Raw genomic sequence first — 24,081 nt, forward strand, 5'->3', positions numbered from 1 at the left:
CGGGTAAAGAATATGCCGGGTCGAAAAAGTGACATCCAAGACGCGCGCTGGTTAGCGCAATTGCACCGTTGCGGGCTCATTGAAGGCAGTATGGTGCCAGAACAAGACATCCGGGATTTGCGAGACTTGACCCGTTACCGGAGTAAGATGGTGCAGGCGGTGACGGCGGAGAAAAACCGCATCCACAAAATCCTGCAGGATGCCAACATCAAGCTAACCACCTTTATGTCCGATTTATATGGGGTTTCAGGACGGGGCCTGCTCCAGAAGATCATGGACGGCGAGGTCGTAGACGAAGTGACCGTTAAAAACCTGGTCAAAACCCGTTTAAAAAAGAAAGTTCCGCAGTTGCTAGACGCGCTCAATGGCAAGTTGCGCCGTCATCATCGCGAGATGATTCGAGACCACTGGGACCACTTGGTCTATTTGGAGAAACGGATCACTGAACTGGAAGCTCGAATCGAGGCGAAGGCAGAACCGTACCTGGAGATGATCGAACAAATTGACTCCATTCCAGGAATTGAGCGGACGTCTGCCGTGACCATCTTTGCAGAAGTGGGGCCGCATGTCGCGGAAATGTTCCCGAGTGATGCGCAGTTTGCTTCATGGGCGGGGGTGTGTCCGGGTAACAACGAAAGCGCTGGAAAGCGAAAAAAGTCAAAAACGATGCAAGGGAACAAGCATCTGAAAGGGGCCTTGTGCCAGGCGGCTTGGGCGAACTCTCGCTCATCGAACCGGATCGGCCAATTCTTTCGACGAATTCGTAAGAGACGGGGAGATAAAAAAGCAAACGTCGCCACCGCGCATTTACTGATTCGAATCCTCCATGCCCTGATGCGGGAGAAAAGGTCATACCAAGAAATAGACGTCTCACTAGGCGATGAGACGTCCAAGAAAAACCCGTTGGATAGGTATGTGAAATATATCCAGCAGTTAGGATATAGCGTGCAATTAAATCCTATCCAATAGTCTCCCCTTTTTCAAAAAAACGAAACGTTTTTTTGGGGCGGTGGGTCTTTTTTTGTCAAAATCCAGTCTGCGGCGCATTTTCCGATACTTTTATTTTCGTATTAAACCGAACACAATAGGCACCGGCGAAGTTGCATGAGCTAGATGTTCAGGCGGACATCAGCATCATTCACCCGTTAGGCGCTAATGCTCTGGACCTTCAGCCTCCGCTGAAGCTGCGGACTCCTCCTGTGCCTTCGTGGTGCTGCCCGCTTCCAGACCGTAATGGCTGCCTAGGGCGGAAAGGCCGCCCGGCAGCCACTCTCCGACAGCAGCGAATCTCCATCTGTCCTTATAGCGGTAGAACTCTCCGATAACAACGGACATGCCTGGCATAACACTCCGGCCGAAGGGGAATACAGCCAGCCTGACTCCCGTCCGGGAATCAATCAGTGATACAGAAGCGTTCCAGACCGGGCCCGGATTCCGGTCACCGCTGAACTCCGCAACCGTGAAGGCCATCGCAATCCGCGTGATGGCTGCCGGCAGGCTGGTCAGCTGAAGATACAGATGTCCCATGTGCGCAGAGGGCTTAGAGCAGAAGACGGAGCCGCTAGGGTCTTCCATATTCCCAGAGAAGATAAGCTCCCGCTCCTGCTCACAGCGTCCGCTCTCCCGGAGCAGGAAGGCGGCGGTCTCCGGCTGGACCGCTGCCGGGTGCGAAGCCGGAGCGTCCCACTCCACAGCGGCAAGGAGTCTGGTGGCGCTGAGCTTGTCACCGATATCCACGCGCTGGCCGCGAACCAGTATGGGGACAGCCGCAGCACCGGCGGCTGGCGGTGCTGCGGCCGGAAGCTGGTCAAGTGAAGCTGCTGGCGCTTCAACTTGTGCCTGTTCAGTTACCGTTCCGCTAACCGGCAATCCCGGGCTTGCAGCAACTGTGGGCTTAGCTGCTGCCTTCTTCCCGGCAGCCGGCTTTTTCGCGGTCTTCTTGGGTGCTGCCTTGAACGGCGTATACCCGCCGTCATACATCGTCCCGGCCCTGTAGCCCTGGCTGCCGGCTAACAGCAGCGGATCGAACTGCTGCCACTGCTCCATCAATTTCAGGAGAATCAGTGCCGAAGCTCTGGCATCCTCCAGGGCATCATGGTGCTTCAGCCGGATGCCGAAATGCGCCGAGATGACATTCAGCTTATGGGAGGGGAGGTCCTGGAGCATTTTTTTGCCGAGCAGGTAGGTACATAAATATTGAAAGCCGGGATAGCAGAGAGAGTAGTCGTCCAGGCAGTACCGCAGCACACTCATATCGAAGGCGGCATTATGCGCGATCACAATCTCGCCTTGCAGCAGCGGCTCTACCGTGGGCCACAACTCAGCGAAGGTAGGCTGGCCTCTGACCATTGAGGGCGTAATGCCATGAATGGCAATATTCATCCCGTCGAACGGTTGCTGCGGGTCAATCAGCCAGTTGTGTTCTGCTGTAACGATACCATCGCGGACCTGAACAAGCCCCAGGGCACAGGCGCTGGAGCGGCCGGAATTGGCAGTCTCAAAATCTATCGCAGTGAAATTCATCAGGTAAAGCCCCTATCTATCATCTAATACCTTTCATATTAAAGGAGCAAAGCTGGAAATACAATCTGTTCAGGTTGTGCAAGGCTGCCTCAATAGGGTATACCTTATCTATGAACTTCTGGATTAGACTGCTATGAAGAGGAGATGAGAGACTTGCAGCTGTCAAAGGGTCAAAAGGCAGATATCACCAAAGGAAGAGAGGCTCACGAGATATCCATTCAGCTCCGCTGGAACACGCAGCATAGCGGAGTGGGCGTCGATGCGGCAGCCTTTCTGTTGTCGGATCAGAACCGGTGTGAACGGGATGAGGATTTTATATTTTACGGGAATCCGGTGTCGAGGGAGGGGGGAGTAGCTCATTCTGCGGAGGGGGAGAACGGGGCGAGCCTGTCCATTTCGTTATCGAAAATACCTCAGCATTATGCCCGCATTGCGGTAACCCTGACGATACATGAGGGCGAGCAGCGCAACCAGCGGATGAAGGATCTGTCCGGCTTGCAGCTAACGTTGACAGACCGCAGGACTGGGGAAGAGTTGTACCGCTTCGAGTATGGGGCGGATCTGTCAGAGGAGACAGCTGTCGTAGCCGGGGAGCTGTACCGCCATCAGGGAGAGTGGAAGTTCAGCGCAATCGGCAGCGGGTATAACGGAGGACTGGCTGCACTCTGCAAGAGCTACGGGCTTGAGGTTGAGGAAGAGACCGGGAGTGAGGTGGCAGCAACGGCAGAAGTGGCGGAGAGGGTGGAACGTGTAGAGCCTGCCCGGCCGCAGGCGGAAGACAGCGCACCGGTTAATGTGCTGTCTTCTATCGACTTACGCAAAAAAATAGTAGAGCTTACCCTCATCAAAAAACAGTTAACGGATGTAACAGCCCGAGTGGGGATCGTGCTGGACATTACCGGCTCCATGAGAAGCCTGTATGCCAGAGGCGTTGTCCAGGAAGTGGTAGAACGTATTCTCGCTGTCGCCAGCAAGTTCGATGACAACGGCTCATTGGATGTGTGGGTCTATGATACAGAATTCAGCAGATTGCCGCCGGTTACGGAACAGGAGCTTGGCAGCTATGTCGTCACTCATATCATGAATAACGATTCGATCCATAAATTCGGCCGTAATAACGAACCGCCGGTCATGGAGGATGTCATCGGAAAATACACCAAGGAGGAGCCGGACACGACCCCTGTGTTCATTATCTTCATCAATGACGGCGGCGTAGTGAAGCCGACCCGCAAAGTCATCATGGCAGCCTCTTCCCTTCCGATCTTCTGGCAGTTTGTGGGCATCGGTGACTCCGACTTCGAGGTGCTGAAGCAACTGGACACGATGAGCGGCAGACTGGTGGATAACGCAAGCTTCATCCATCTGGACCGGATTGAGGATGTCTCCGACGAGGAGCTGTATGACCAGCTGTTGAATGAGTTCCCGCAGTGGCTGAAGGCTGCGAAGGCGAAGCGGATTCTGTAGCGGCAGGGAGAAGAGGGCAGTGAGGAAATGGTAGGAAGGGAATGGAGGGAAGACAATAGTCTGGGTATTGACGAGACACCGGGGATTGTTGGGCCCTCCGGCTGCTGTCCATCTGAGATTTCTTGATTTAACCAGTAATTTTTGCGTAGTATGTTCACGTTCAACCCTATCTATTGTGCTTACGTTCGCAGTATATAGACATGAATGTTGCACTTTTTGCAGCTTGGATTCCTTGTTACCCGGGTGTAGGGAGGAATGTTGCAGGAAATGCAGGAATTGTGCTGCTAAGCAGTCCGTAGGGGGAAGATATCCTGCCTTTTATGCAACAATGTTGGATTCTGGCTGGGATGTTGAGGGGAATGTTGTATTTTGGGCAGGATTTTGCAAAAGCTCGCGGCCGAAGCGGGGCTTTAGGGCGGCTCGCCGGAAGGTTCTCAAATTTCTCAAAAGCTTCAAACGTTAAAAAAGCAGTGGTTCTCCCGTTAATTGGAGAATCATTGCTTTTTGTATTTGGCCAATATTTGACCAAAAAGGCGGTTTCTTTTTTGTGATTGTTGAAAAAAGGGGGTTCGTATCCCGCTCAAAAAGCGGAGAGGACGGAACGAATGTGGAAAAGCGAATGCGTTCGCCTTGGTCTCCGGATTTTCACCGCTAAGGGGAATAAAAAAATCTGGAGACCACAGCGATTGGAACATCGGTCCGTTCGCGCAGCGTCCATCCAAGTGTTTACGTTGATCCTGCTCAAAAACAAAGGGCTGCGGAGTTCATTTCGTCTGAAGACTAGCGGAGACCGGCAGCGCCAGGCAGTAGCCTTTGACCAGAGTATCCCCGTTCTTCAGATCTGTCTCATAAGCCCGCTTGAAGCCTAAGCCTTCATACAGCCTGACCGCAGACGCCATCATATCTGAAGTGTGAAGGTTTAAGCTGGCTGCCCCAAGCGCGATGGATCTTCCTGCGGCTTCATGGATCAGAAGCCTGGCGACCCCGCGTCCCTGGACTGCCGGAGAGACAGCGAGCAGACGGATGATCGGCGTATGGATGCTCAGCTCGGGCCTGCCGTAAGCGGCCTCGGAAGAGGTGAACAGCAGCACGCTCCCTACAATTTGTCCATCCAGTTCGGCTACAATCCGGGAGACCGGTGCATCGCCGTGGACGGAATCGAGAATGGAGTCGCGGTAATCCGCCCACGAAGACGCGGGCAGCACGGCTGAATATTCGCTGTAGGCTTCGAGTAATACTCCGGCAATGGCTTCACGGTCTGCGTCTGCGGCTTCACGGATTACAATCTCTGCGGAAATGTTCATCTGGCGCCTCCTGTTCGGAAATGGGTATGCCGCTCATTATAATCCATAAATCCGATGAGTATAAGAGGAATTTGACAATTTCGATTAACGGATAGAAAAGTTCTATCTGCAATTGTGATCCATGTAATGGTATTGGCTGTATATTAGAGGATAAGTCTGTTGACAAAAAAAGGGCCGGTGACTAAGATATAAACAAATTCTATAGGGAAGTGCGGTCCTAATTCATTGTTAGTCGATTGGAATAGTAAATTATAAAATGTGGAGGGGGACTACGCTTGAACATTGAGAATATTGAGGCCTTTGTCTACATCAACCACTACGGCAGCTTCAACAAAGCGGCAGATGTACTCTACATCTCGCAGCCGACAGTAACGGCCCGCATCCAGTCGCTTGAACGGGAGCTGGACTGCAAGGTATTCGACCGATTGGGCAAACAGATTAACCTGACGGATAAAGGCCGTCAGTTCCTCCCTTACGCGCAGCAGATTCTGCAAGTCTATCAGAACGGCAAACATCAGCTGCAATCCAAAGGTCAAATCCCGGGGGAACTGAGAATCGGCAGTACGGTCTCGGTCTCCAATTATCTGATGCCGCATCTCCTGCTGCATTTGAAGCAGCGGTATCCCCACATCCGCATCAAGCTGACCACGGCTTCCACCGAACTATTGATTGAGAAGCTGAAGGCGAAGGAGATTGATCTCGCTTTTATCCGCAAGGTGGTTAATCCGGCCATCCAGTCGTTTCCCTTCTGTGAAGATCCCATCTCGCTGTATGTCTACGCCGGTCATCCGCTGGCCCGCAAGGGCCGTGCTTCCATCGAGGAGATCTCTGACGAGACACTGGTATTCTTCGAATGCGGCTCGCTGGACTGGATGCGCCTGCACCGTGTGTTTGAGAGCATGGAGCAGCCGCCGGGCATTGTGTATCAGGTGGATAATCTGGAGACTGCCAAGAAGCTGGTGCTGAAGCAAGCGGGGATCTGTTTCCTTCCAGCCCTGAGTGTGCAGGAGGAAGTGGGGGCAGGAACGCTGATCCGGGTAGATATCGCCGAGACGGAAGGGATCTCCCTGCGAACCAGCCTGATCTCCCTGAACGGAGAGAATGGGGAATTCATTGAAGCCCTGCTGGAGCTGGGAACCCCGGGCAAGCTGAATCGACTTCTTGTATAACTGTATTAAAAATCTCTATTAGCGCATGGCAACATGCAGTGATAAAGTTAACTGCATATAATCACCACTAAACATATGGGAATTATCTAAATTGAAAGGGGATAGAGAGATGAAGAAGACCATTTCATTCGCATCAGCACTGGCATTAACCTTGGTGATTGCCGGATGCGGCAACAATAACGGCGCGAACAGCGGCAATGGCGGGAAAGTAGCAGAAGCAGCACCGCAGAGCAGTGCGGAGACAACAACTGCAGCCGCAGAACCGGCTGAGGTGACCAAGATTGTGGTCGGCACGGGCACCGCTTTTCCAAATGTCTGCTTCATTGATGAGAACGGCAAGCTGACCGGGTTCGACGTAGAGCTGCTGAAGGAAATTGACCAGCGTCTGCCGGAATATGAATTTGAATTCCAGACGATGGATTTCAGCAATCTGTTGCTGAGTCTGGAGACGAAGAAGATTGACTTAGTGGCCCATGTCATGGAGAAGAACCCGGAGCGGGAGCTGAAGTATACCTTCAACAAGGAAGCCTATGCCCACTGGAGAAACCGCATTATTGTGGCCAAGGGTAATGATTCGATCCAGACGCTGGATGATCTGAAAGGCAAGAAGGTGCTGACGGGCGCAACCAGCGCACAAGCGCAAATCCTCGAGAATTACAACAAGGAGCATGGCGCGGATTCGATCAAAATTGTCTATCAGAACGGTGCGGCCAACGATACGGTGAGCCAGGTTGACTCGGGCCGTGTGGATGCCACGCTGGCTGCGGATTTCGTACTGCCGATTATTGATCCGCAGAGCAAGCTGCAGGCAGTCGGTCCTGAGCTGTCTTCCGCTGACATTCTGTATGTGTTCCGCAAGGAGGATGCCCCGTCGCAGAAGCTGTCGGATGCCATTGACGGAGTGGTCAAGGAGCTTAAGACAGACGGTACGCTTGGCAAAATAAGCACAGAGTGGCTGGGGGCAGACGTCACCACCTCATCGGTTCAATAATGCGTAGACCCCTACAGCGGAAAGGAGGTGCAGGATGGGTGCGCCGTTTGATTTAGGTTTTGTGTTCTCGTTCCTGCCCAAGCTGCTGACTACGCTGAGCACCACGCTGCTGATCGTAGCCTGTTCGCTGCTGGCAGGGATGGTGGTTGGATTTATCATTGCCCTTCCCCGCCTGTATAAGGTGCCGGTCCTGAAGACCTGCGCGGAGGTGTACATTTCTTTTTTTCGGGGGACGCCGATACTGATCCAATTATTCCTGTTCTATTACGGTCTGCCTGAGGTGCTGAAGCTGGTCAATCTCGATATGACGCGGACGCCGGTGCTGGTCTTCGTGATTCTGACTTACGGTCTGCATACGGGAGCTTTCATGTCGGAGATGATCCGCGCAGCGGTAACGGCAGTCGATAAAGGTCAGGTGGAAGCAGCGTACGCCACGGGAATGACCTCTTATCAGGCTTTTACCCGGATCGTATTGCCGCAGGCGTTGGGAATTGCGATTCCCGTATTCTCGAACCTGGTCATTGCGCTGCTGAAGGATACCTCGCTGGCGTTCACGCTGGGAGTAATGGAGATGACGGGCAAGGCACAGACACTGGGCAGCGCGACTCAGCATTTTATCGAAACCTATATTGCCCTTGCACTTATCTATCTCGTAATCAGCTTATGCGTGGAGAAGCTGCTGCTGGTGGCGGAACGCCGGTTACTGCGGCATGAAGACCAGGGCAGCCCGGTGAAGAAGAGGTTCACTCTGCACAAAAAATCGTCCTTCCGCACTATCGTCGCAGAACTAGGATCAGGCAAAGGAGGCGGCGCGTAATGAAGCTGGACCCATCATTTATCTGGACGGCGTTCGTGCAAATTCTGAGTGCTATCCCTACGACGCTGTATATCACGGTAGTCTCGGTATTGGCAGGATTCGTAATAGGCATTGTGGTAGCGCTGATCCGCATATATAGAACACCCGGGCTGTATCCGCTGGCGGTGGGGTATGTCACCTTCATCCGCGGCACCCCGATGCTGACCCATCTGCTGCTGATTTATTTCGGGCTGCCGATGATCATCGACGGGCTTGCCGTACAGTTCGGCTGGAGCTTCCGCTCGGTATCCATTCCGATGATCGGCTTCGCCTATATCGCTTTCTCGATCACGGCTGGGGCGTATATGTCCGAAGTGGTCCGTTCCGGCCTGCTGGCGGTGGACCGCGGTCAGATTGAAGCTGCGCATTCCATAGGGATGAGTACGCCCCAGGCGCTCCGGCGGATTGTGTTCCCCCAGGCGCTGGCGGCGAGCCTGCCCAACCTGTCGAATTCGGTGATCGGGATGATGCACGGGTCTACGCTGGCTTTTACCGTGTCGGTCGTGGATATCAATGCCCAGGCGCAGATTGTGGCTTCAACGAACTGGAAATTCTTCGAGGCTTACTTAGCGGCGGCGCTGATCTTCTGGGGGTTGACCTTCCTCATTGAACGGGCCACCGCCTTGATCGAGAAACGGATAAATCTGTATAACCGGGGGGGAGTCGCATGATTAAGCTGGAGCGTATATCGAAGTCCTTCGGGCGCCATCAGGTGCTGAACAATATTGATCTCAAGGTATCCAAAGGGGAAGTAGTCGTCATTCTCGGCCCCAGCGGTTCCGGCAAAACGACTCTGCTGCGCTGCGTGAATTATCTGGAGAAGCCCAGCGGCGGGGAAATCTCGATCGGTGAGTTCAAGCTGGACTGCCGCCATGCCCGCAAGAAGGATATTCACCAGCTGCGGCAAAAGACGGCGATGGTCTTCCAGCAGTATAATCTGTTCCGGCACAAAACAGCGCTCGAGAACGTGATGGAGGGTCTGCTGATCGTCAAGAAGCTCCCGAAGGAAGGGGCCAGGGAGAAGAGTGTTGCCCTGCTGGAAAAGGTCGGACTCGGCGCCAAGCTGGATGCCTATCCGAGCCAGCTCTCCGGCGGCCAGCAGCAGCGGGTCGGGATTGCCAGAGCACTCGCCCTGGAGCCGGAGGTCATTCTCTTCGATGAGCCTACCTCGGCACTGGACCCGGAGCTGGTGGGCGAAGTGCTTGAGGTGATCCGCAAAATCGCCAAGGAAGGGATCACGATGATTGTGGTGACGCATGAAATGGGCTTCGCCCGCGATGTGGCGAACCATGTGGTATTCATGGATGGCGGGGTGATTGTCGAGGAAGGGACCCCGAGTGAGGTATTCAACCATCCACGCGAAGAACGCACGAAGCAGTTCCTGAAGCGGATCACGCCGGAGCTGAACTATTCGATCTAGGAGGCGTATCTATGGCAATTACAATCAGCGTATTGGACCAAAGCCCGATCTATCCCGGGGAGATGCCGGAAGAGGCTTTTCAGCATACGATCGAGCTGGCGCAGCTATCTGAGCGGCTGGGCTTCCGCCGGTTCTGGGTATCCGAGCATCATGATTCCGAGCAGGTGGCCGGATCTTCCCCCGAGGTACTCATCTCGCACCTGCTGGCCAAGACGGAACGTATCCGTATCGGCTCCGGTGGGATTATGCTTCAGCATTATAGCCCTTATAAGGTGGCAGAGAACTTCAATGTGCTGGCTTCGCTGGCACCGGGACGGGTGGATCTTGGCGTCGGCCGCGCTCCTGGCGGATTGCCGCGCAGCACACAGGCCTTGCAGCAGGGAGGCGGCGAAGCCTCTTCACTGACGGACAAGATTGTGGAGCTGGACCAGTATGTCCATAACCGGCTGGAGGCGGATCATCCGCTCACCGGGCTGAAGGCAGGCCCGCTGCCAGCAACGCCGCCGCAGCTGTATGTGCTTGGCGCCAGTGTCGCCAGCGCAGGGATTGCGGCAGAACTGGGACTGCCGTATGTATTCTCTTTGTTCATCGGCGGCGATCAGGCCGTTGCCCTGGACGCGGTGCGGACGTACCGCAGCGCCTTCAACACGAGCGGCGGGAAGGAGCCGCTGGTCATTATCGCGCTGGCTGTAATCGTGGCGGATACGGAGGAGGAGGCCGGGGAGCTTGCGGGAGCGCAGAAGCTGATCCGTATCCGCTTCGCCAGCGGCAAGACGCTGACGCTGGGCAGCCGGGAACAGGCGGAGAAGTTCACCCGCCAGAGTGAAGAATCCTACACGCTGGAGGAGCGGGAGCCTGAGATTACCAAGGGAACGAAGGAGAGCGTCCGTGAACAGCTGCTGGCATTAGCCGAAGCCTCCGGGGTGGAGGAGTTCATCGTCACGACGAATGTGCAGCCCTTCGGCAAGCGGCAGCGTTCCTTCGAGCTGCTCAGCGAGGCACTGGCTGAAGTGCCGGCGGAGGCATCCCGCTAATGACAAATTCAGCCACGGAATCTGCGGCACAGGAAGTACAGGCGTTATCGTTCAAGGAGCGGCTGGTTGCGATCCGCCGTCATCTGCACCGGCATCCTGAACTCTCCAATGAAGAAGTTGAAACTACAAGATATATCACCTCACTGCTCAAGCAGGCAGAGGTGAAGATAGTGGATTACGGGCTGAAGACCGGAGTGATTGCCGAGATCGGCGGCTTGCAGGGCGGTCCGGTGATTGCCCTGCGGGCTGACATTGATGCTCTGCCGATTCAGGAAGAGACTGGACTGCCTTATGCTTCGCAGGCTCCCGGCAGAAGCCATGCCTGCGGGCATGACTTCCATACGGCGGCGCTGCTTGGGGCGGTCTATCAGTTGAAGGAGCAGGAGGACAGCCTCAAGGGAACGGTCCGCTTCTTGTTCCAGCCTGCCGAGGAGAAGGCGCAAGGCGCGCAGCAGATTATCGCTGCCGGAGGGCTGGAGAAGGTCCGCGCCGTCATCGGGATGCACAATAAGCCCGATCTGCCGGTAGGGACCATCGGCATTAAGGATGGCCCGCTGATGGCAGCCGCTGACGGATTCAGAGTGGGGATCCGCGGCTTCGGAACCCATGCGGCGGTGCCGGAAGCCGGGATAGATCCTATCGTGGCGGCCTCGCATATCGTAACGGCGCTGCAATCCATCGTCAGCCGCAATGTGAGCAGCCTGAGCAGTGCTGTCATCAGTGTTACGCAGATTCACAGCGGGAACTCGTGGAATATCATCCCGGAGACGGCGGTGCTGGAAGGGACGATCCGTTCATTCGATGAAGCGGTACGCGCCAGGGTGCTGAGACGGTTCGAAGAAGTGGTATTTGGTGTTGCAGCCGCCTTGGGGACCGAGGCTAGCGTGCGCTGGATTGGCGGACCTCCGCCGGTCATCAATGATCCGCTGCTGGCCCGGCTGGGAGAAGAAACGGCTGCGAATCTGGGGTATACCTCCGTGAAGCCGGTGCCCTCACCGGCCGGGGAGGATTTCGCCTTCTACCAGCAGGAGGTTCCCGGTTTGTTTGTCTTCACCGGCACGGCGGGGAGACAGGAATGGCATCACCCGGCGTTCGATCTGGACGAAGCGGCGCTGCCTGTAGGCGCCGGGTTCTTCAGCGGTCTGGCGGTACGTGTACTTGAGCATCTCTTCGCTGAAGGGGGTGCGGATCATCGCTGACCCTCCCGTATTTGATGTGATTATTGTCGGCGCAGGCTCAATGGGGATGAGCACGGGCTATCATCTGGCCCGGCGCGGCGTGAAGACGCTGCTGATCGATGCCTTCGATCCGCCGCATACCGAAGGAAGCCATCACGGGGATACCCGGCTGATCCGGCATGCCTACAGCGGTGACCCGGCCTATATTGACCTGGCGCTCCGTGCCCAGGTGCTGTGGGAAGAAGTCGAAGCGGAGAGCGGCCTGGAGCTGCTTGTCCCTTCGGGCGTGCTCAATCTGGCAGACAGCGGCGTCTATTCCTTCTCCGGCCGCCTGGCGGAAGCGCACAAGCGGAAGGTTCGGGCCGAGCAATTGGATGCGGAGGAGATCCGCCTCCGCTGGCCCGCGCTGAAGCTTCCGGAATCCTTCGAAGCGATGTATGAGCCGGATGCCGGTTACCTCTACAGTGAGCGGTGCATAACAGCTTACCGTAAGCTTGCGCTGGCTCACGGTGCGGAGATGCTGACGAATACACCCGTACTGCATGTGACCGACCGCGAAGGGAGTGTCACCGTTCACACGAAGCATGGCGATTATCATGGAGCGGCGGCTGTTCTCAGCGCCGGTGCCTGGTTCAGTTCATTGTCACCCTTCATCAGCCTGTCGATTAAGGCGGTCCGCAAGGTAGTAGGCTGGTTTGGGAGTACGCCGGACTTCGATGCCGGGAAGTTCCCCGGCTTCACGCTCGGTTCAGAGGAAGGCGGGTTCTACGGCTTCCCAAGTATCGGCGGTGCAGGGCTGAAGATCGGCCGCCATGACACAGGCGAGGAATGGAAGCCCGGTGAACCGCTGGCACCGTTCGGCAGCCTGGAGAGTGACGAAGGCGACCTCCGCCGCGTGCTGGAAGCTTATATGCCGGGAGCAGCCGGGCGGCTGCTGAAGGGCTCCGTCTGTAAGTATGAGCATACGCCGGATGAAGATTTCATTATTGACCGCCACCCGGATTACCGCCACGTGCTGCTGGCCGGAGGCTTCTCTGGACATGGCTTCAAATTCTCCAGCGTGGTCGGAGAGATCCTTGCGGATCTGGCTGTGCAGGGACATACCAGGCAGAATATTGCTCCGTTTGCGTTGTCACGCTTCAATAAAAGGCCTGAGTAGGCTTGGCCAGCCGCAACCGAAACTTACATTGGAGGAGATCGAATGAGCAGTGTGGAGCTAACGGAGTACTTGAATACGCACGGGCAATTAGTGCAGGCGCTGGAAGGCTTATCCGATGAGCAGCTGAAGTGGAAGGCGGAGCCGTCAAGCTGGAGCGTAACCGAGGTGCTGGCGCACCTGGCGGATCACAGCATCGTGGTATCCTTCCGCATCCGTGACATTCTGGCGGATACGAAGGTTCAGCTCCCGGCGTTCCAGCAGGATGCGTGGGTCAGCGGACAGCATAGTAATCAGGGGAAGTCCGCAGACATCCTGGAGCTGTTCCGCAGCCTGCTGCATTACAACAGTCTCCTGCTGGGAAGATTGAGCGATGCAGAATGGGAGAAAAGCGGGATTAACCCTAAGGGAGAGAGTGTGCGAATTGCCGATATCGTCCACGGCTTCACCGCCCATGTGCAGAACCATCTGGCCCAGATTGAACGGATCAAGCGTGGAGCGGAGGCGGGTGTATCTACGCAGCAAGCAGCACTATGAACTGGCTGTAAACCTGCTATAAGGCTGCTCTGAACGGCCGCAAGCGAACGGTAATACACCAACCATCTTGAGGAGGAATGAACATGACTACACCGAGACAATTGAAGCTGGGAGCACTGCTGCACGGCGTGGGGGGAAGCACCTCTATGTGGCGTCATCCCGATGCGAAGCCTGATGCCAGTGTGAATTTTGAGTTATACAAGGAATGGGTACACAAGGCGGAGGAAGGTAAGCTGGATCTGATCTTCATTGCAGATGGTCTGTTCATTAATGAGAAATCCATTCCTCATTTCTTGAACCGCTTCGAGCCGCTGACGATTCTTAGTGCACTGGCGGCGGTCAGCAGCCGTATCGGTCTGGTAGGCACCTTGTCCACTTCCTACAGTGAGCCGTTCACGGTGGCCCGGCAATTCGGCTCACTGGATGTCATCAGCGGCGGACGGGCCGGCTGGAATGTGGTAACCTCACCGCTCGAAGGCTCTGCGCTCAATTACAGCAAGCAGGAGCATCCGGACCATGGCAAGCGTTACCGCATCGCCGCCGAATATCTGGAGGTGGCACGCGGGCTGTGGGATTCCTGGGAGGACGATGCCTTTGTCCGCAATAAGGAGACGGGCGTCTTCTTCGATCCGGGGAAAATGCACACGCTGGATCACAAGGGAGAATTCTTCTCGGTGAAGGGTCCGCTGAATATCGCCCGCTCGAAGCAGGGGCAGCCGGTTATTTTCCAGGCAGGCTCCTCCGAGGTCGGCAAGGATTATGCTTCAAGCGTGGCGGACGCCATCTTCACGGGTCATGACTCGCTGGAATCTGCCCAGGCGTTCTATAAGGATGTGAAGACCCGGGTAGCTTCATTCGGGCGCAATCCCGAGGAAGTGCTGATCTTCCCGGGCATAGCACCGATTCTGGGAGCTACCCCGGAGGAGGCAGAACGCAAATACCAGGAGGTTGCCGGGCTGGTAACGATAGAGAATGCGCTGAACTATCTGGGCCGTTTCTTCGAGCATCATGATTTCTCGCAGTATCCGCTGGATGAGCCATTCCCGGATGTCGGCGACCTGGGCCGAAACAGCTTCCAGAGCGGCACGGACAAAATCAAAAAGGATGCCAAAGAGCAGGGCCTGACCCTGCGGCAGGTCGCCCTGCAATCGGCAACGCCGCGCAGCAGCTTCATCGGTACGCCGGAGCAGGTGGCCGATCAGCTTCAGGCTTGGTTCGAGGGCGGAGCTGCCGACGGCTTCATGCTGGCCGCCGCCGTACCGGACGGGCTGGAGGATTTCGTGGATCAGGTCGTTCCGATTCTGCAGGAGCGCGGGCTGTTCCGCACCGAATACGAAAGTGATACCCTGCGGGGGAACCTTGGGCTGCCGGTACCGGAGAACCGTTATTCCAAGGCTTCTGAACCGGCCGGGCAACACCTGTAAAACTTATTTCGGGTAGACTGGGAGATTGGGGAATCCGCCCGATCGTAAAGGGAATAAGTTCTTTGCATTATATACGGCAAAGAACTTGTTTCCGATTCTAGTAAAATTATTTGAACTCTCCTGTCTCAGGCATCGCAGGATCGTAAGGGATGGTAATAGAGCCTTTAAGAATTCGTTCATCCCAAGGTCGGGTTGGACACTCCGTATTTAACGGGGTAAGTTCGTAGACGAAATTACCTACTGGGAACTGCTGGTACAGGCATAGCTTGACTAAGGATTTCCCGGATGGTAATGTTCCTGCGGGTACACCGTCAGGGGAAAGACTCAGGGAGTCAGAGATTGGCGAATGGCATACATACATCGTGATATAAGCCAAGTCGACGGTGATTTGCTGATAATAGAATCTGCCGCTCCAATCCTGGAACAAGGCACAGCCGGTTAAGGTGTTTCGTTTACCTTGAATGACTCGCTGAACATAAACCCAGAGATTCCCCACATTGGTATTTGTCCAGATATACACCCAGGTGTTTGTACACAAGGTTTCGGGAGTCGGGGGAATCGGGATGATTGGCGGGCTGGGATTGGACTGCGGCGGTAGGCCAATAGTCTCTGCATTGCAGACTTGCGGGGATAACATTTGATTTTCCAACAGAATCGCTCCTTGGCATTGAAATAGTTGTAGAATATATCTATGCGAATGCCTAGAGAAAGTTACAAATAATGGTAAAAATAAAATAAGGCATGGTACAGAAAAAGGTTGTTTCTTCTGCCATTATGGCACTAGGAACAACCTTTTATTGTTCACGTAATTGCCCGGACCGTTTGTCTTTCCACAATGGAGTGGGTGCAGATTTGACTCTCCGCAGGCTCCCCCGTTTCAATCATGCCGATCAGCTTCCCGGAAGCGGTCATTCCAATGTCATACAGCGGCTGGCGCACCGTAGTCAATGGCGGATTGACCATCCGGGCTAACCGGAGATCGTCGTATCCCATGATGGAGATATCTTCAGGGACATTCATTCCATGCTTCGTAACGACCGACAGGGCACCAATCGCCATTTCGTCACTGGCTGCGAAGACAGCAGTAGCCTCGGGCGTTCTCCGTAATAAGACTTCCATGGCTCTGCAGCCGCTGTCGTATGAAAAGTCTCCATATACGAGATAACGGCTGTCGAAGGCGATGCCGTGTGCTTCCAGCGCTTTGCGGTATCCTTCGACCCGTGGAGTTCCGGCGATGGGATCTCCCTTGGTTCCGCTGATCATACTGATGCTGCGGTGGCCTTTGGTGATCAGATAATAGACAGCGTCATAGGCCGCCTGATAATCATCGACCTTGACATAAGGGACATTGGCATAATCCGTTCGGGAAGAGACCAGCACCACTGGAACGTTCATGCTCTCCAGCATGTCATAATACTCTTGCTTAAGCACTTCACTGGAAAAAATAATCCCGTCAACCTGCTTCTCGCGCAGAAGCTGCAGATACTTCAGCGTACGTTTGCCGTCCTGATCGGTGTTACAGACTATCACACTGTAATTGTGCTCATGGACGTATTCGCTGATTCCGTGGAGCAGATCGGAGGAGAAGCTGCTCGACACATCAGGAAATAAGACGCCGATGGTCTGGGTGCGTTTGTTAATCAGTCCGCGGGCGATTGCGTTCGGCTGATATTTAAGCTCTTTGATGGCCTGATCTACCTTTTGCTTCGTTTGATCTGAATATCCGCCTAAGTTATGCAGAACCCGTGAGACGGTGGCAATGGATACGTTCGCCTTTTGGGCAACATCTTTAATTGTGGGCTTCATGGACTCTCCTACCTGCCGTTTAGCAGTAAACGTTTACTGAAAATATAAGTCCTTGCTTTTTCTTTGTCAATTGAAATTAATATTCCGGGGGATTTGAGCATTGACAAGGAAAAATAAACAGGATACCTTTTAGGTGAACGTTTACGTTAACGTAGTAAATTACACTTAAAGAGTTGCTCTTTACACATTTTAGTAAACGTTTACTCCAGCGTGGTAGCATCCTGCGGTGACTCTATCTTATGTTCTGGTGTAGAAAGGATGCATGATGAAAAACAGGAAGAACTCGCTGGGTGTGCGACTGATTCAGCTGTCTGCTGCAATAACGATACCTCTCCTCGCTGTTCTTTTTGCCGGGGGATATTATGCCAAGGGAATTGTGCTCGATCAGGTATCCAGATCCTATCAGAATCTGGTCAACTCCAATCTTAAGATGATGGAGAGCAGCCTCAATGACATTACGATTAATCTGGTCGATATTGTCGATCATGATGTGAATTTTCTTCAATTAAATCAGCCGGGGCTGACAGAGTCTGAATATTATTTTGCCCGTATGGGGATTATGCAGAGAAATCAAGCCTACCAGGCCTATTACCATAGTGTGGACATGTTTTATCTATACTCCGGCGTTAATGATACCTTGACACTATCCAATGTACTGGGAACGACAGAGGATGATATGGACCAGATAAGGGATTGGATCACGGCTAAGGTTCAGAATGAAGATCATCTGGAGTCGCTCCAGTACAAATGGACGATCGTTAATATTGCCGGAGAGTACTATTTAAACCGGACCGTCAGCAATAATCTGAGCCATACCGCTTGTATTGGTGCTCTGATCCGAATCGACTCTATGCGCTCACCGCTGGGCAATCTGAACCTGCAATCGGGCGGTGATGTGCTGATTGTGGATAATGAAGGGAATATCTTAACCCGTACATCGGCATCCATGGGCTACGACTTCAAGCTGCCGGGTGAGAAGATGAATCTGAATTCTTCCTTTTCGTTTACGCATGATGGCCTGAAGTGGTTTGTGGTGTCCAGCCAGTCCTCCGCCCTGGGAATCAATCTGTCTGTGGTCATCCCCGCTTCCGAGCTGCTCCAGGGACTCAATACCTTCCAGACGATTATTAATGTCCTGCCCTTTATTATTTTGCTCATTTTACTGGTTTACTTATATTATTTCCGCCGTATGGTCATCCGCCCGATTCTGGATTTGCTGAGCGGCATCCACCGGATCCGCAATGGCACCATGGAAACCAAGCTTCCCGATTCTAATCTGGTGGAGTTCCAGGCGCTGAATCAGGCCTTTAATAACATGGTGGTGGAAATTCAAGATTTGAGAATTGATATCTATGAGGAACGGATTAATGCGCAAAAGGCAGAAATGAAGCATTTGCAAATGCAAATTAATCCGCACTTCTTCTTGAACACGCTCAATATTATTTTTCAGCTTGCCGATCTGAAGCGTTTCGAATTGGTCAAAAAGACCGTACGGCATCTCGTGCAGTATTTCCGCTTTATGCTTCAGGTCAAGGATAACCGCATTACTTTGGGGCAAGAGCTGGAACATCTCCGCAATTACCTGGAAATTCAAAAGATGCGCTATCAGCAGTCGTTTGAGTTTCAGATCACCGTAGCCGATGAGCTTAGCCGCGCCTCCATACCGTCCTTGATCATACAGCCCTTTGTAGAAAATGCCATGCTTCACGGCATAAGTCTGAAGGCTGAGATCTTTCATCTGGAGATTTCGGCGGGTCTCTCAGAAGAAGCGGCCGATACCATGATTATTGAAATCTCGGATAACGGAAAAGGCAGCAGTGCAGAGAAGCTGCAGGAGCTGAATTCACCGGATTACAACCCGGCCACAGATGAAGGGCATATCGGGATCTGGAATGTGAAGCAAAGGCTGGCAATGATCTATCCGGGGAGGGCCGGAATTCACTTCAGCGGCAATCAGCCGTCCGGATTCCGAGTGCGGCTTAGCCTGCCCATTGAATATACAGAAGGAGAACGTTGAGAGATGCGATTATTGATTGTAGATGATGAACAATTCGCTGTGGAGGGGCTGCTCTACTGCTGCGACTGGAAGGCGTATGGGATTGAAGAGGTGTTGACGGCGAACAGGGCCGACAAGGCCAGGGAGCTGCTGAAGGATCAGAGAATAGAATTGCTGATTTGCGATATTGAGATGCCGGATGAAGACGGACTTTCACTGGTCGGCTGGGTGAGGGAGCATTCTCCCTGGACGGAGTCGATCTTTCTGACCTGCCATTCCGAATTCTCCTATGCCAAGAAAGCCGTTAACCTCGGTAGCTTTGATTACTTGCTGAAGCCGGTTGACACGGATGAGCTGTTGTCTGCCGTATCGGGAATGATGGCGGCTATCCGCGAGAAGGAAGAGTATGCGTCCTACAACCAAATGTATCATAAGTATCTGAATCTGTGGCAACAGGAAAAGCCGAAGCGTGTGGAACGCTTCTGGCAGGATTTGCTGTCCCGCAGCATCCTGTCGTTCGGGGATTTTTTTGACCGGGAGCTGGCGGGTGCGGGAGTAGGATTAACGCCTGATGATCAGGTGCTCCCGATTCTGATCAGTATTGAGGAGTGGTCCAAACCGCTCAGCCCGCGTGATCAGGAAATCATGGAATATGCGGTGAAGAAAGCGGCGGAGGAATGTTTCACAGCAGAGCATCCGGGGGAGGCCGTCACCGATAAAAGCGGGGTGCTGTTCATTCTGCTGTATGCCGGAGGTGTAGAGGGGGAACATGCAGCTAAGAAGGTTAGCCTTCAGCAGCTCACGGCCATAGGTAAACGTTTCATCCAAGCTTGCCAGGAGTTGTTCTACAGCATTGTAACCTGCTATGTCGGTTCATTCAAACCCCTTCAGGAGCTGCCGGGAATGTGTGAAAGTCTAAAGACCATGGAGCGTGACAATATTTCCCGGACCCAATCCGTGCTCTTATACTTACCGCAGGACCAGATGTTGTCCGCTAATTCTAATTCGGAGGATATCCTGCTGGGTGATCTGATCTCTTATATGCTGAACGGCAAACGGGAGTCCGCTGTGCAGTTCATTCATCATCTGACAGCGAAGCTGGAGGCCAATCCTTGCTTTCAGGGAAGACATCTGGACGCCCTGCATCAGGATACCCTGCAGATTATATATCACTTCCTGCAGGTCAGAGGAATCAATGCGGGAAGCATCGCCCTGTTTACAGATTGGACAACCGCCCGGATACGAGGACTGCTTCAATACAGGCATTGGGCGGAAGGGATCGTGTCGGCAGTCATGGAAGCGGAATTCGAGCGGCAGGAGAAGGGCGGAATGATTGAGCGGTCCATCCGCTACATCCGGCAGCATGTGGAGGAAGAGATCTCCAGGGCCAGTGTCGCTGATTATGTGGGCTTGAACCCGGCTTACCTCTCCAGGCTGTTCAAGAAAGAGACCGGCCAGAACCTGATTGATTTCCTGATTTCGGTGAAGCTGGACCGCACCCGCGAGCTTTTGGACACCACGGATATGCCGGTCAGCGCGATCGCGCAGCAGGTAGGCTACAGCAATTTCTCCCATTTCACCAAAATGTTCCGCAAGCAGTTCGACGTCAATCCCCAGGAATACCGCAAGGTCACAAAACGAATAGACTAAGGTTACAAAAACGGCAGAGCAGCTGCAGGCAACTCCTTATAATGAAGCCATAACCCAATAAGAAGGTGTGGAACTATGGCTTCGGAAACCAGCTCAAAATGGAAAAGCATATGGAAGTACAGGGCCTTGGCCGTGCTGGCATTGCCTGGTGTGCTGCTGATGCTGATCAATAACTACCTGCCCATGTTCGGTATTTTCCTGGCCTTCAAGGACCTGAATTATACGGCAGGAATCTGGGGCAGCAAATGGATCGGACTGGATAACTTCAAGTTTCTGTTTGCTTCGAACGACGCTTGGCTGATCATCAGGAATACCTTACTGTACAACCTTAGCTTCCTGATCATCAATACGATACTCGCTGTGATGCTGGCACTTCTCCTTAACGAGGTCAAGAATAAGCTCGCCTCCAAGTTCTTTCAGAGCACAGTAATCCTGCCCAATTTCATCTCCATGGTCATTGTCGGCTACATCGTGTATGGATTTCTCAATCCGGAGCTGGGCTTCATCAACAAATTCATTCTGGAGCCCTTCGGGATAGATCCTAGAAACTGGTATGCGGAAGCAGAGCATTGGCCTTATATCCTGACCCTTGTTAACACCTGGAAGGGTGTGGGATACTCGGCCGTTGTCTATCTGGCAGCCATTGTCGGCATAGACTCTGAATATTATGAAGCGGCCGTCATTGACGGGGCCACACGCTGGAAGCAAATGACGAAAATTACGATTCCTCTGATTGCACCGATCATCATCATCATGACACTGCTGGCGATCGGCCGGATATTTAACGCTGATTTCGGCCTGTTCTATCAGGCAACCATGGCCTCCGGCATGATCAAAGAGACAACGGATGTTATCGATACCTATGTATACAGGGCGTTAATGGTTACCGGTGATACGGGACTCGCCTCCTCGGCAGGGCTGCTGCAATCGGTGGTTGGTTTTACACTTGTCATTACCGTCAATCTGGCCGTCCGTAAATTCAGCAAAGAAAATGCTTTGTTCTAGAAGGAGAACATCATGGAGAAAAAACGAACGAATCCCTTGATCCTTATTGTCCTGTCCTTGTTCAGCCTTGCCTGCCTGATCCCGTTCTGGCTTATCTTTATGATCTCGGTCGCCGACGAAGACTGGGTAACGGCGAATGGATACAGCTTCTGGCCCGGCAAATTCAGTCTTGTCGCTTATCAGTATCTGTTTGAAGATGCCGGAAAAATATTGCGGGCTTACGGTGTGTCTGCCTCGGTAACACTGATTGGAGTTGTCATCAGTCTGTTTGTGACTTCGGCCATGGCCTATACCTTGTCGCGGAAAGAGTTCCCGCTCAGAGGTGCTCTAAGCTTCTACATTCTGATCACGATGCTGTTCTCAGGCGGCTTGCTGCCCTGGTATCTTGTCTACACCCGGTTCCTGCATGTTCAGGATACGCTGATGGCGCTTATCATTCCGGGTCTGATCGGCGGCTTCAATGTGATCATCATGCGGACCTTCTTCACGAACAGCATACCGCCTTCCCTGATTGATTCCTCTCAGATCGACGGGGCAGGTGAATTCCGGACCTACTTCAGCATTATTCTGCCGCTGTCCTTGCCTGTAATGGCCACCATCGGGTTATTCACCACCGTATCCTACTGGAACGACTGGTTTACAAGCCTGGTCTTCATCCAGAATGAGAAGCTGTTCTCGCTGCAATATCTTTTGACCAAAACCTTAATGAACGCTTCGTTCCTGCAGACGATTGCCAATAAGGCTTACAGCTCAACCGCACAGGTTACAACGCCGCTTGAATCCATCCGGATGGCGATGGCGATGATTGCAATCGGACCACTGGTGCTGGTATTCCCGTTCCTGCAAAAGTATTTCGTCAAAGGCCTTACCGTAGGCGCTGTGAAGGGCTGATCCCGGTAAACGGCCGGATTAGTATAGGCAAGTTCAGAAGGAAGAGGCAATAATACAGAAGAATTCCAGGGAGGTCTATTATTATGAAGTGGTTGAAAAAGAGTTCTGTTGTATTGACATCGCTTGTGCTGACTTCAGCTCTAGTAACCGGCTGCGGCGGGAATAATGCTGCCAATTCACCGGCGGGCACAGCCCAGCCTGGAGGCGCGGCCAGCTCCGGATTGAAGCCTTACGAAGTGGTAATGGTATTCCCCGATGCGCCGCAAAACGATAGTCAGCGGGTACAGGATGCGATGAATGATTATCTTAAGAAGACTTATCCGGAAATGAACATGACGGTCAAGCTGAATCCTATCGACTGGGGCGCGTGGAGTGATAAAACGAACCTGATGATGGCCTCCGGCGACAAAATGGACCTGCTGTTTACAGCAGATTGGCTCGGGTTCCAGCAACAGGTGACCAAAGGGGGCTTGCTGCCGCTGGATGAGCTGCTCGCTAAATACGGCCCGGACATCGAAGCTGTAGAGAAGGACTATCACGGGCCGGCTAAACGCGGCGGCAAGCTGTACGGTATTCATACCCACCAGGAGCTGGGCGGTGCACAAGGGGTCTACTTGAACAAAGAGCTTGTTGACAAGTACAACTTTGATCTGACTGCACTGAAGTCCGGTAAAGTCGAGGAGCTGGAACCGATGCTCCAGACCATCAAGGAGAACGAACCGGGGATTACGCCTCTGGTCGCACCGAGCTTTCCTCTCGAAGCGTACTATTCATCCACGAATCTGGATTCTATTGTGAGTATTGCAGCGATTAACACCGTGGGAACAGCGGCAGATGATTATACAGTCATCAATTCCTACACGACTCCGCGGTATATGGAGCTTGCCAAGCTTACCAACAAATGGTACAAGGCAGGATACATTAACAAGGATGCACTGACACCTGGTCTGGATGCCTGGAAGAAGATTCAAGCGGGTAAAGGCTTCGCCTTTGTCTCTGATATGGATATTATCGCGGATATGGAGATCGGCACAGCAGCCGTATCACCCAATGGTTCGATTAAAGCAGGCCGTGAGATGCTGCAGGTTCCGCTTAATATTGACCGTTTGCAGACAGGCAAAATGACAGCAACCATGTATGCGATTGCAAAAAGCTCCGTTGATCCGGAACGTGCCATGATGCTGCTTAACCTGTTCTATAAGGACAAGGAATTGCTGACCCTGTTCAACTTCGGGATTGAAGGCACCCATTATGTGCTCAAAGACGGGCAAATTACGCTGCCGGAAGGCAAAACGACAGATAATGTCGGCTACTACCATGATATTATGTGGCAGCTAGGCAATCAAATGCTCAATTATACCCGTGTAGGCGAAGATCCGAATAAATACCAGAACTATGAAAAGTTCAACGAACAGGTGTCCTCTAATCCTTCCCGGATCTTCGGATTTGTCTTCGATCCGGAGCCGGTAAAAAATGAATTGATCTCGATCGACAACGCCAACAAAACCTTTGTTGACGGTCTGAAGTCCGGCCAGCTCGATCCGGAGGAGTCGCTTCCTAAAATGCTGGACAAACAAAAAGCGGCGGGAGCAGACAAAGTACTCGCGGAGGTGCAAAAGCAGCTGGATGCCTGGCTCGCTGAAAACGGCAAGAAATAAGCGGAATAACTAAGCTCAA

The 24,081-nt window shown here is 53.3% G+C and carries 21 protein-coding genes and 1 pseudogene; 18 read left to right on the forward strand and 4 right to left on the reverse strand.

What is annotated here, in order from left to right; all coding sequences use genetic code 11:
• A partial coding sequence (locus ACFSX3_RS31200) for an IS110 family transposase (RefSeq protein ID WP_379313725.1) occupies positions 1–969 on the forward strand: 969 nt, incomplete at its 5' end.
• 183 nt (positions 970–1,152) lie between these two features.
• Here the strand turns inward: ACFSX3_RS31200 and ACFSX3_RS31205 are convergent.
• Positions 1,153–2,523 (reverse strand): TerD family protein, encoded by a 1,371-nt coding sequence (locus ACFSX3_RS31205; protein WP_209994663.1) that lies wholly within the window; start codon positions 2,521–2,523, stop codon positions 1,153–1,155.
• 144 nt (positions 2,524–2,667) lie between these two features.
• Here ACFSX3_RS31205 and ACFSX3_RS31210 point away from each other — a divergent pair.
• Both ACFSX3_RS31210 and ACFSX3_RS31215 read left to right on the forward strand, forming a co-directional pair.
• Positions 2,668–3,141 (forward strand): annotated as a pseudogene (locus tag ACFSX3_RS31210) (TerD family protein); the annotation flags it as partial.
• A 180-nt stretch (positions 3,142–3,321) separates the two neighbouring features.
• Positions 3,322–3,987, forward strand: coding sequence for a vWA domain-containing protein (locus ACFSX3_RS31215; protein ID WP_379258928.1), 666 nt, complete (start codon positions 3,322–3,324; stop codon positions 3,985–3,987).
• Between the two features lie 764 nt (positions 3,988–4,751).
• Here the strand turns inward: ACFSX3_RS31215 and ACFSX3_RS31220 are convergent.
• The gene (locus tag ACFSX3_RS31220; protein ID WP_209994661.1) at positions 4,752–5,291 is read right to left on the reverse strand and encodes a GNAT family N-acetyltransferase; all 540 of its coding nucleotides are present in this window, start codon (positions 5,289–5,291) and stop codon (positions 4,752–4,754) included.
• Between the two features lie 275 nt (positions 5,292–5,566).
• Here ACFSX3_RS31220 and ACFSX3_RS31225 point away from each other — a divergent pair, with 275 nt between their 5' ends.
• From ACFSX3_RS31225 to ACFSX3_RS31270, 10 genes are all read left to right on the forward strand, one after another.
• Complete coding sequence (locus tag ACFSX3_RS31225) at positions 5,567–6,460, forward strand: LysR family transcriptional regulator (RefSeq protein ID WP_209994660.1); 894 nt, start codon at positions 5,567–5,569, stop codon at positions 6,458–6,460.
• Positions 6,461–6,569: 109 nt separating this feature from the next.
• Entirely contained in the window at positions 6,570–7,451 is an 882-nt protein-coding gene (locus tag ACFSX3_RS31230; protein ID WP_209994659.1) for a transporter substrate-binding domain-containing protein, read from the forward strand.
• Between the two features lie 34 nt (positions 7,452–7,485).
• Positions 7,486–8,268: an amino acid ABC transporter permease gene (locus ACFSX3_RS31235; RefSeq protein WP_209994658.1), complete on the forward strand. Its 783-nt coding sequence runs from the start codon at positions 7,486–7,488 to the stop codon at positions 8,266–8,268.
• Positions 8,268–8,978, forward strand: a complete 711-nt coding sequence (locus ACFSX3_RS31240; protein ID WP_209994657.1) for an amino acid ABC transporter permease — start codon at positions 8,268–8,270, stop codon at positions 8,976–8,978. The genes ACFSX3_RS31235 and ACFSX3_RS31240 overlap by 1 nt, the downstream gene beginning before the upstream one ends.
• Positions 8,975–9,727: an amino acid ABC transporter ATP-binding protein gene (locus ACFSX3_RS31245; RefSeq protein WP_209994656.1), complete on the forward strand. Its 753-nt coding sequence runs from the start codon at positions 8,975–8,977 to the stop codon at positions 9,725–9,727. Before ACFSX3_RS31240 ends, ACFSX3_RS31245 begins: the two co-directional genes overlap by 4 nt.
• 11 nt (positions 9,728–9,738) lie before the next feature.
• On the forward strand, positions 9,739–10,761 hold the full coding sequence (locus ACFSX3_RS31250; RefSeq protein ID WP_209994655.1) for an LLM class flavin-dependent oxidoreductase: 1,023 nt from the start codon (positions 9,739–9,741) through the stop codon (positions 10,759–10,761).
• A complete protein-coding gene (locus tag ACFSX3_RS31255; RefSeq protein ID WP_209994654.1) occupies positions 10,761–11,960 on the forward strand; it encodes an amidohydrolase in 1,200 nt (399 codons plus the stop codon). The genes ACFSX3_RS31250 and ACFSX3_RS31255 overlap by 1 nt, the downstream gene beginning before the upstream one ends.
• A complete protein-coding gene (gene solA, locus ACFSX3_RS31260) occupies positions 11,926–13,098 on the forward strand; it encodes an N-methyl-L-tryptophan oxidase (protein ID WP_449290231.1) in 1,173 nt (390 codons plus the stop codon). The genes ACFSX3_RS31255 and solA overlap by 35 nt, the downstream gene beginning before the upstream one ends.
• A gap of 42 nt (positions 13,099–13,140) precedes the next feature.
• Positions 13,141–13,632, forward strand: coding sequence for a DinB family protein (locus ACFSX3_RS31265; RefSeq protein WP_209994653.1), 492 nt, complete (start codon positions 13,141–13,143; stop codon positions 13,630–13,632).
• An 83-nt stretch (positions 13,633–13,715) separates the two neighbouring features.
• Entirely contained in the window at positions 13,716–15,056 is a 1,341-nt protein-coding gene (locus ACFSX3_RS31270) for an LLM class flavin-dependent oxidoreductase (protein WP_209994652.1), read from the forward strand.
• Between the two features lie 106 nt (positions 15,057–15,162).
• Here ACFSX3_RS31270 and ACFSX3_RS31275 read toward each other — a convergent pair whose 3' ends face one another.
• Both ACFSX3_RS31275 and ACFSX3_RS31280 read right to left on the reverse strand, forming a co-directional pair.
• Positions 15,163–15,705, reverse strand: coding sequence for a hypothetical protein (locus ACFSX3_RS31275; RefSeq protein WP_209994651.1), 543 nt, complete (start codon positions 15,703–15,705; stop codon positions 15,163–15,165).
• A gap of 152 nt (positions 15,706–15,857) precedes the next feature.
• Positions 15,858–16,862, reverse strand: a complete 1,005-nt coding sequence (locus ACFSX3_RS31280; RefSeq protein ID WP_209994650.1) for a LacI family DNA-binding transcriptional regulator — start codon at positions 16,860–16,862, stop codon at positions 15,858–15,860.
• Positions 16,863–17,124: 262 nt separating this feature from the next.
• Between ACFSX3_RS31280 and ACFSX3_RS31285 the strand changes: the two genes are divergently transcribed.
• The 5 genes from ACFSX3_RS31285 to ACFSX3_RS31305 all read left to right on the forward strand — a co-directional run bounded on the left by ACFSX3_RS31285 (position 17,125) and on the right by ACFSX3_RS31305 (position 24,062).
• The gene (locus ACFSX3_RS31285; RefSeq protein ID WP_379313731.1) at positions 17,125–18,879 is read left to right on the forward strand and encodes a sensor histidine kinase; all 1,755 of its coding nucleotides are present in this window, start codon (positions 17,125–17,127) and stop codon (positions 18,877–18,879) included.
• Between the two features lie 3 nt (positions 18,880–18,882).
• Positions 18,883–20,508, forward strand: a complete 1,626-nt coding sequence (locus tag ACFSX3_RS31290; RefSeq protein WP_209994649.1) for a helix-turn-helix domain-containing protein — start codon at positions 18,883–18,885, stop codon at positions 20,506–20,508.
• 75 nt (positions 20,509–20,583) lie between these two features.
• A complete protein-coding gene (locus ACFSX3_RS31295; RefSeq protein ID WP_209994648.1) occupies positions 20,584–21,513 on the forward strand; it encodes an ABC transporter permease in 930 nt (309 codons plus the stop codon).
• Positions 21,514–21,525: 12 nt separating this feature from the next.
• Positions 21,526–22,404: a carbohydrate ABC transporter permease gene (locus ACFSX3_RS31300; protein ID WP_209994647.1), complete on the forward strand. Its 879-nt coding sequence runs from the start codon at positions 21,526–21,528 to the stop codon at positions 22,402–22,404.
• Between the two features lie 83 nt (positions 22,405–22,487).
• Entirely contained in the window at positions 22,488–24,062 is a 1,575-nt protein-coding gene (locus ACFSX3_RS31305; protein WP_209994646.1) for an ABC transporter substrate-binding protein, read from the forward strand.
• Positions 24,063–24,081 lie beyond the last annotated feature (19 nt).

Origin of the sequence: Paenibacillus rhizoplanae (genome assembly GCF_042684125.1) — a bacterium.
In the GTDB taxonomy this organism is placed as follows: Bacteria; Bacillota; Bacilli; order Paenibacillales; family Paenibacillaceae; genus Paenibacillus_AQ; species Paenibacillus_AQ rhizoplanae.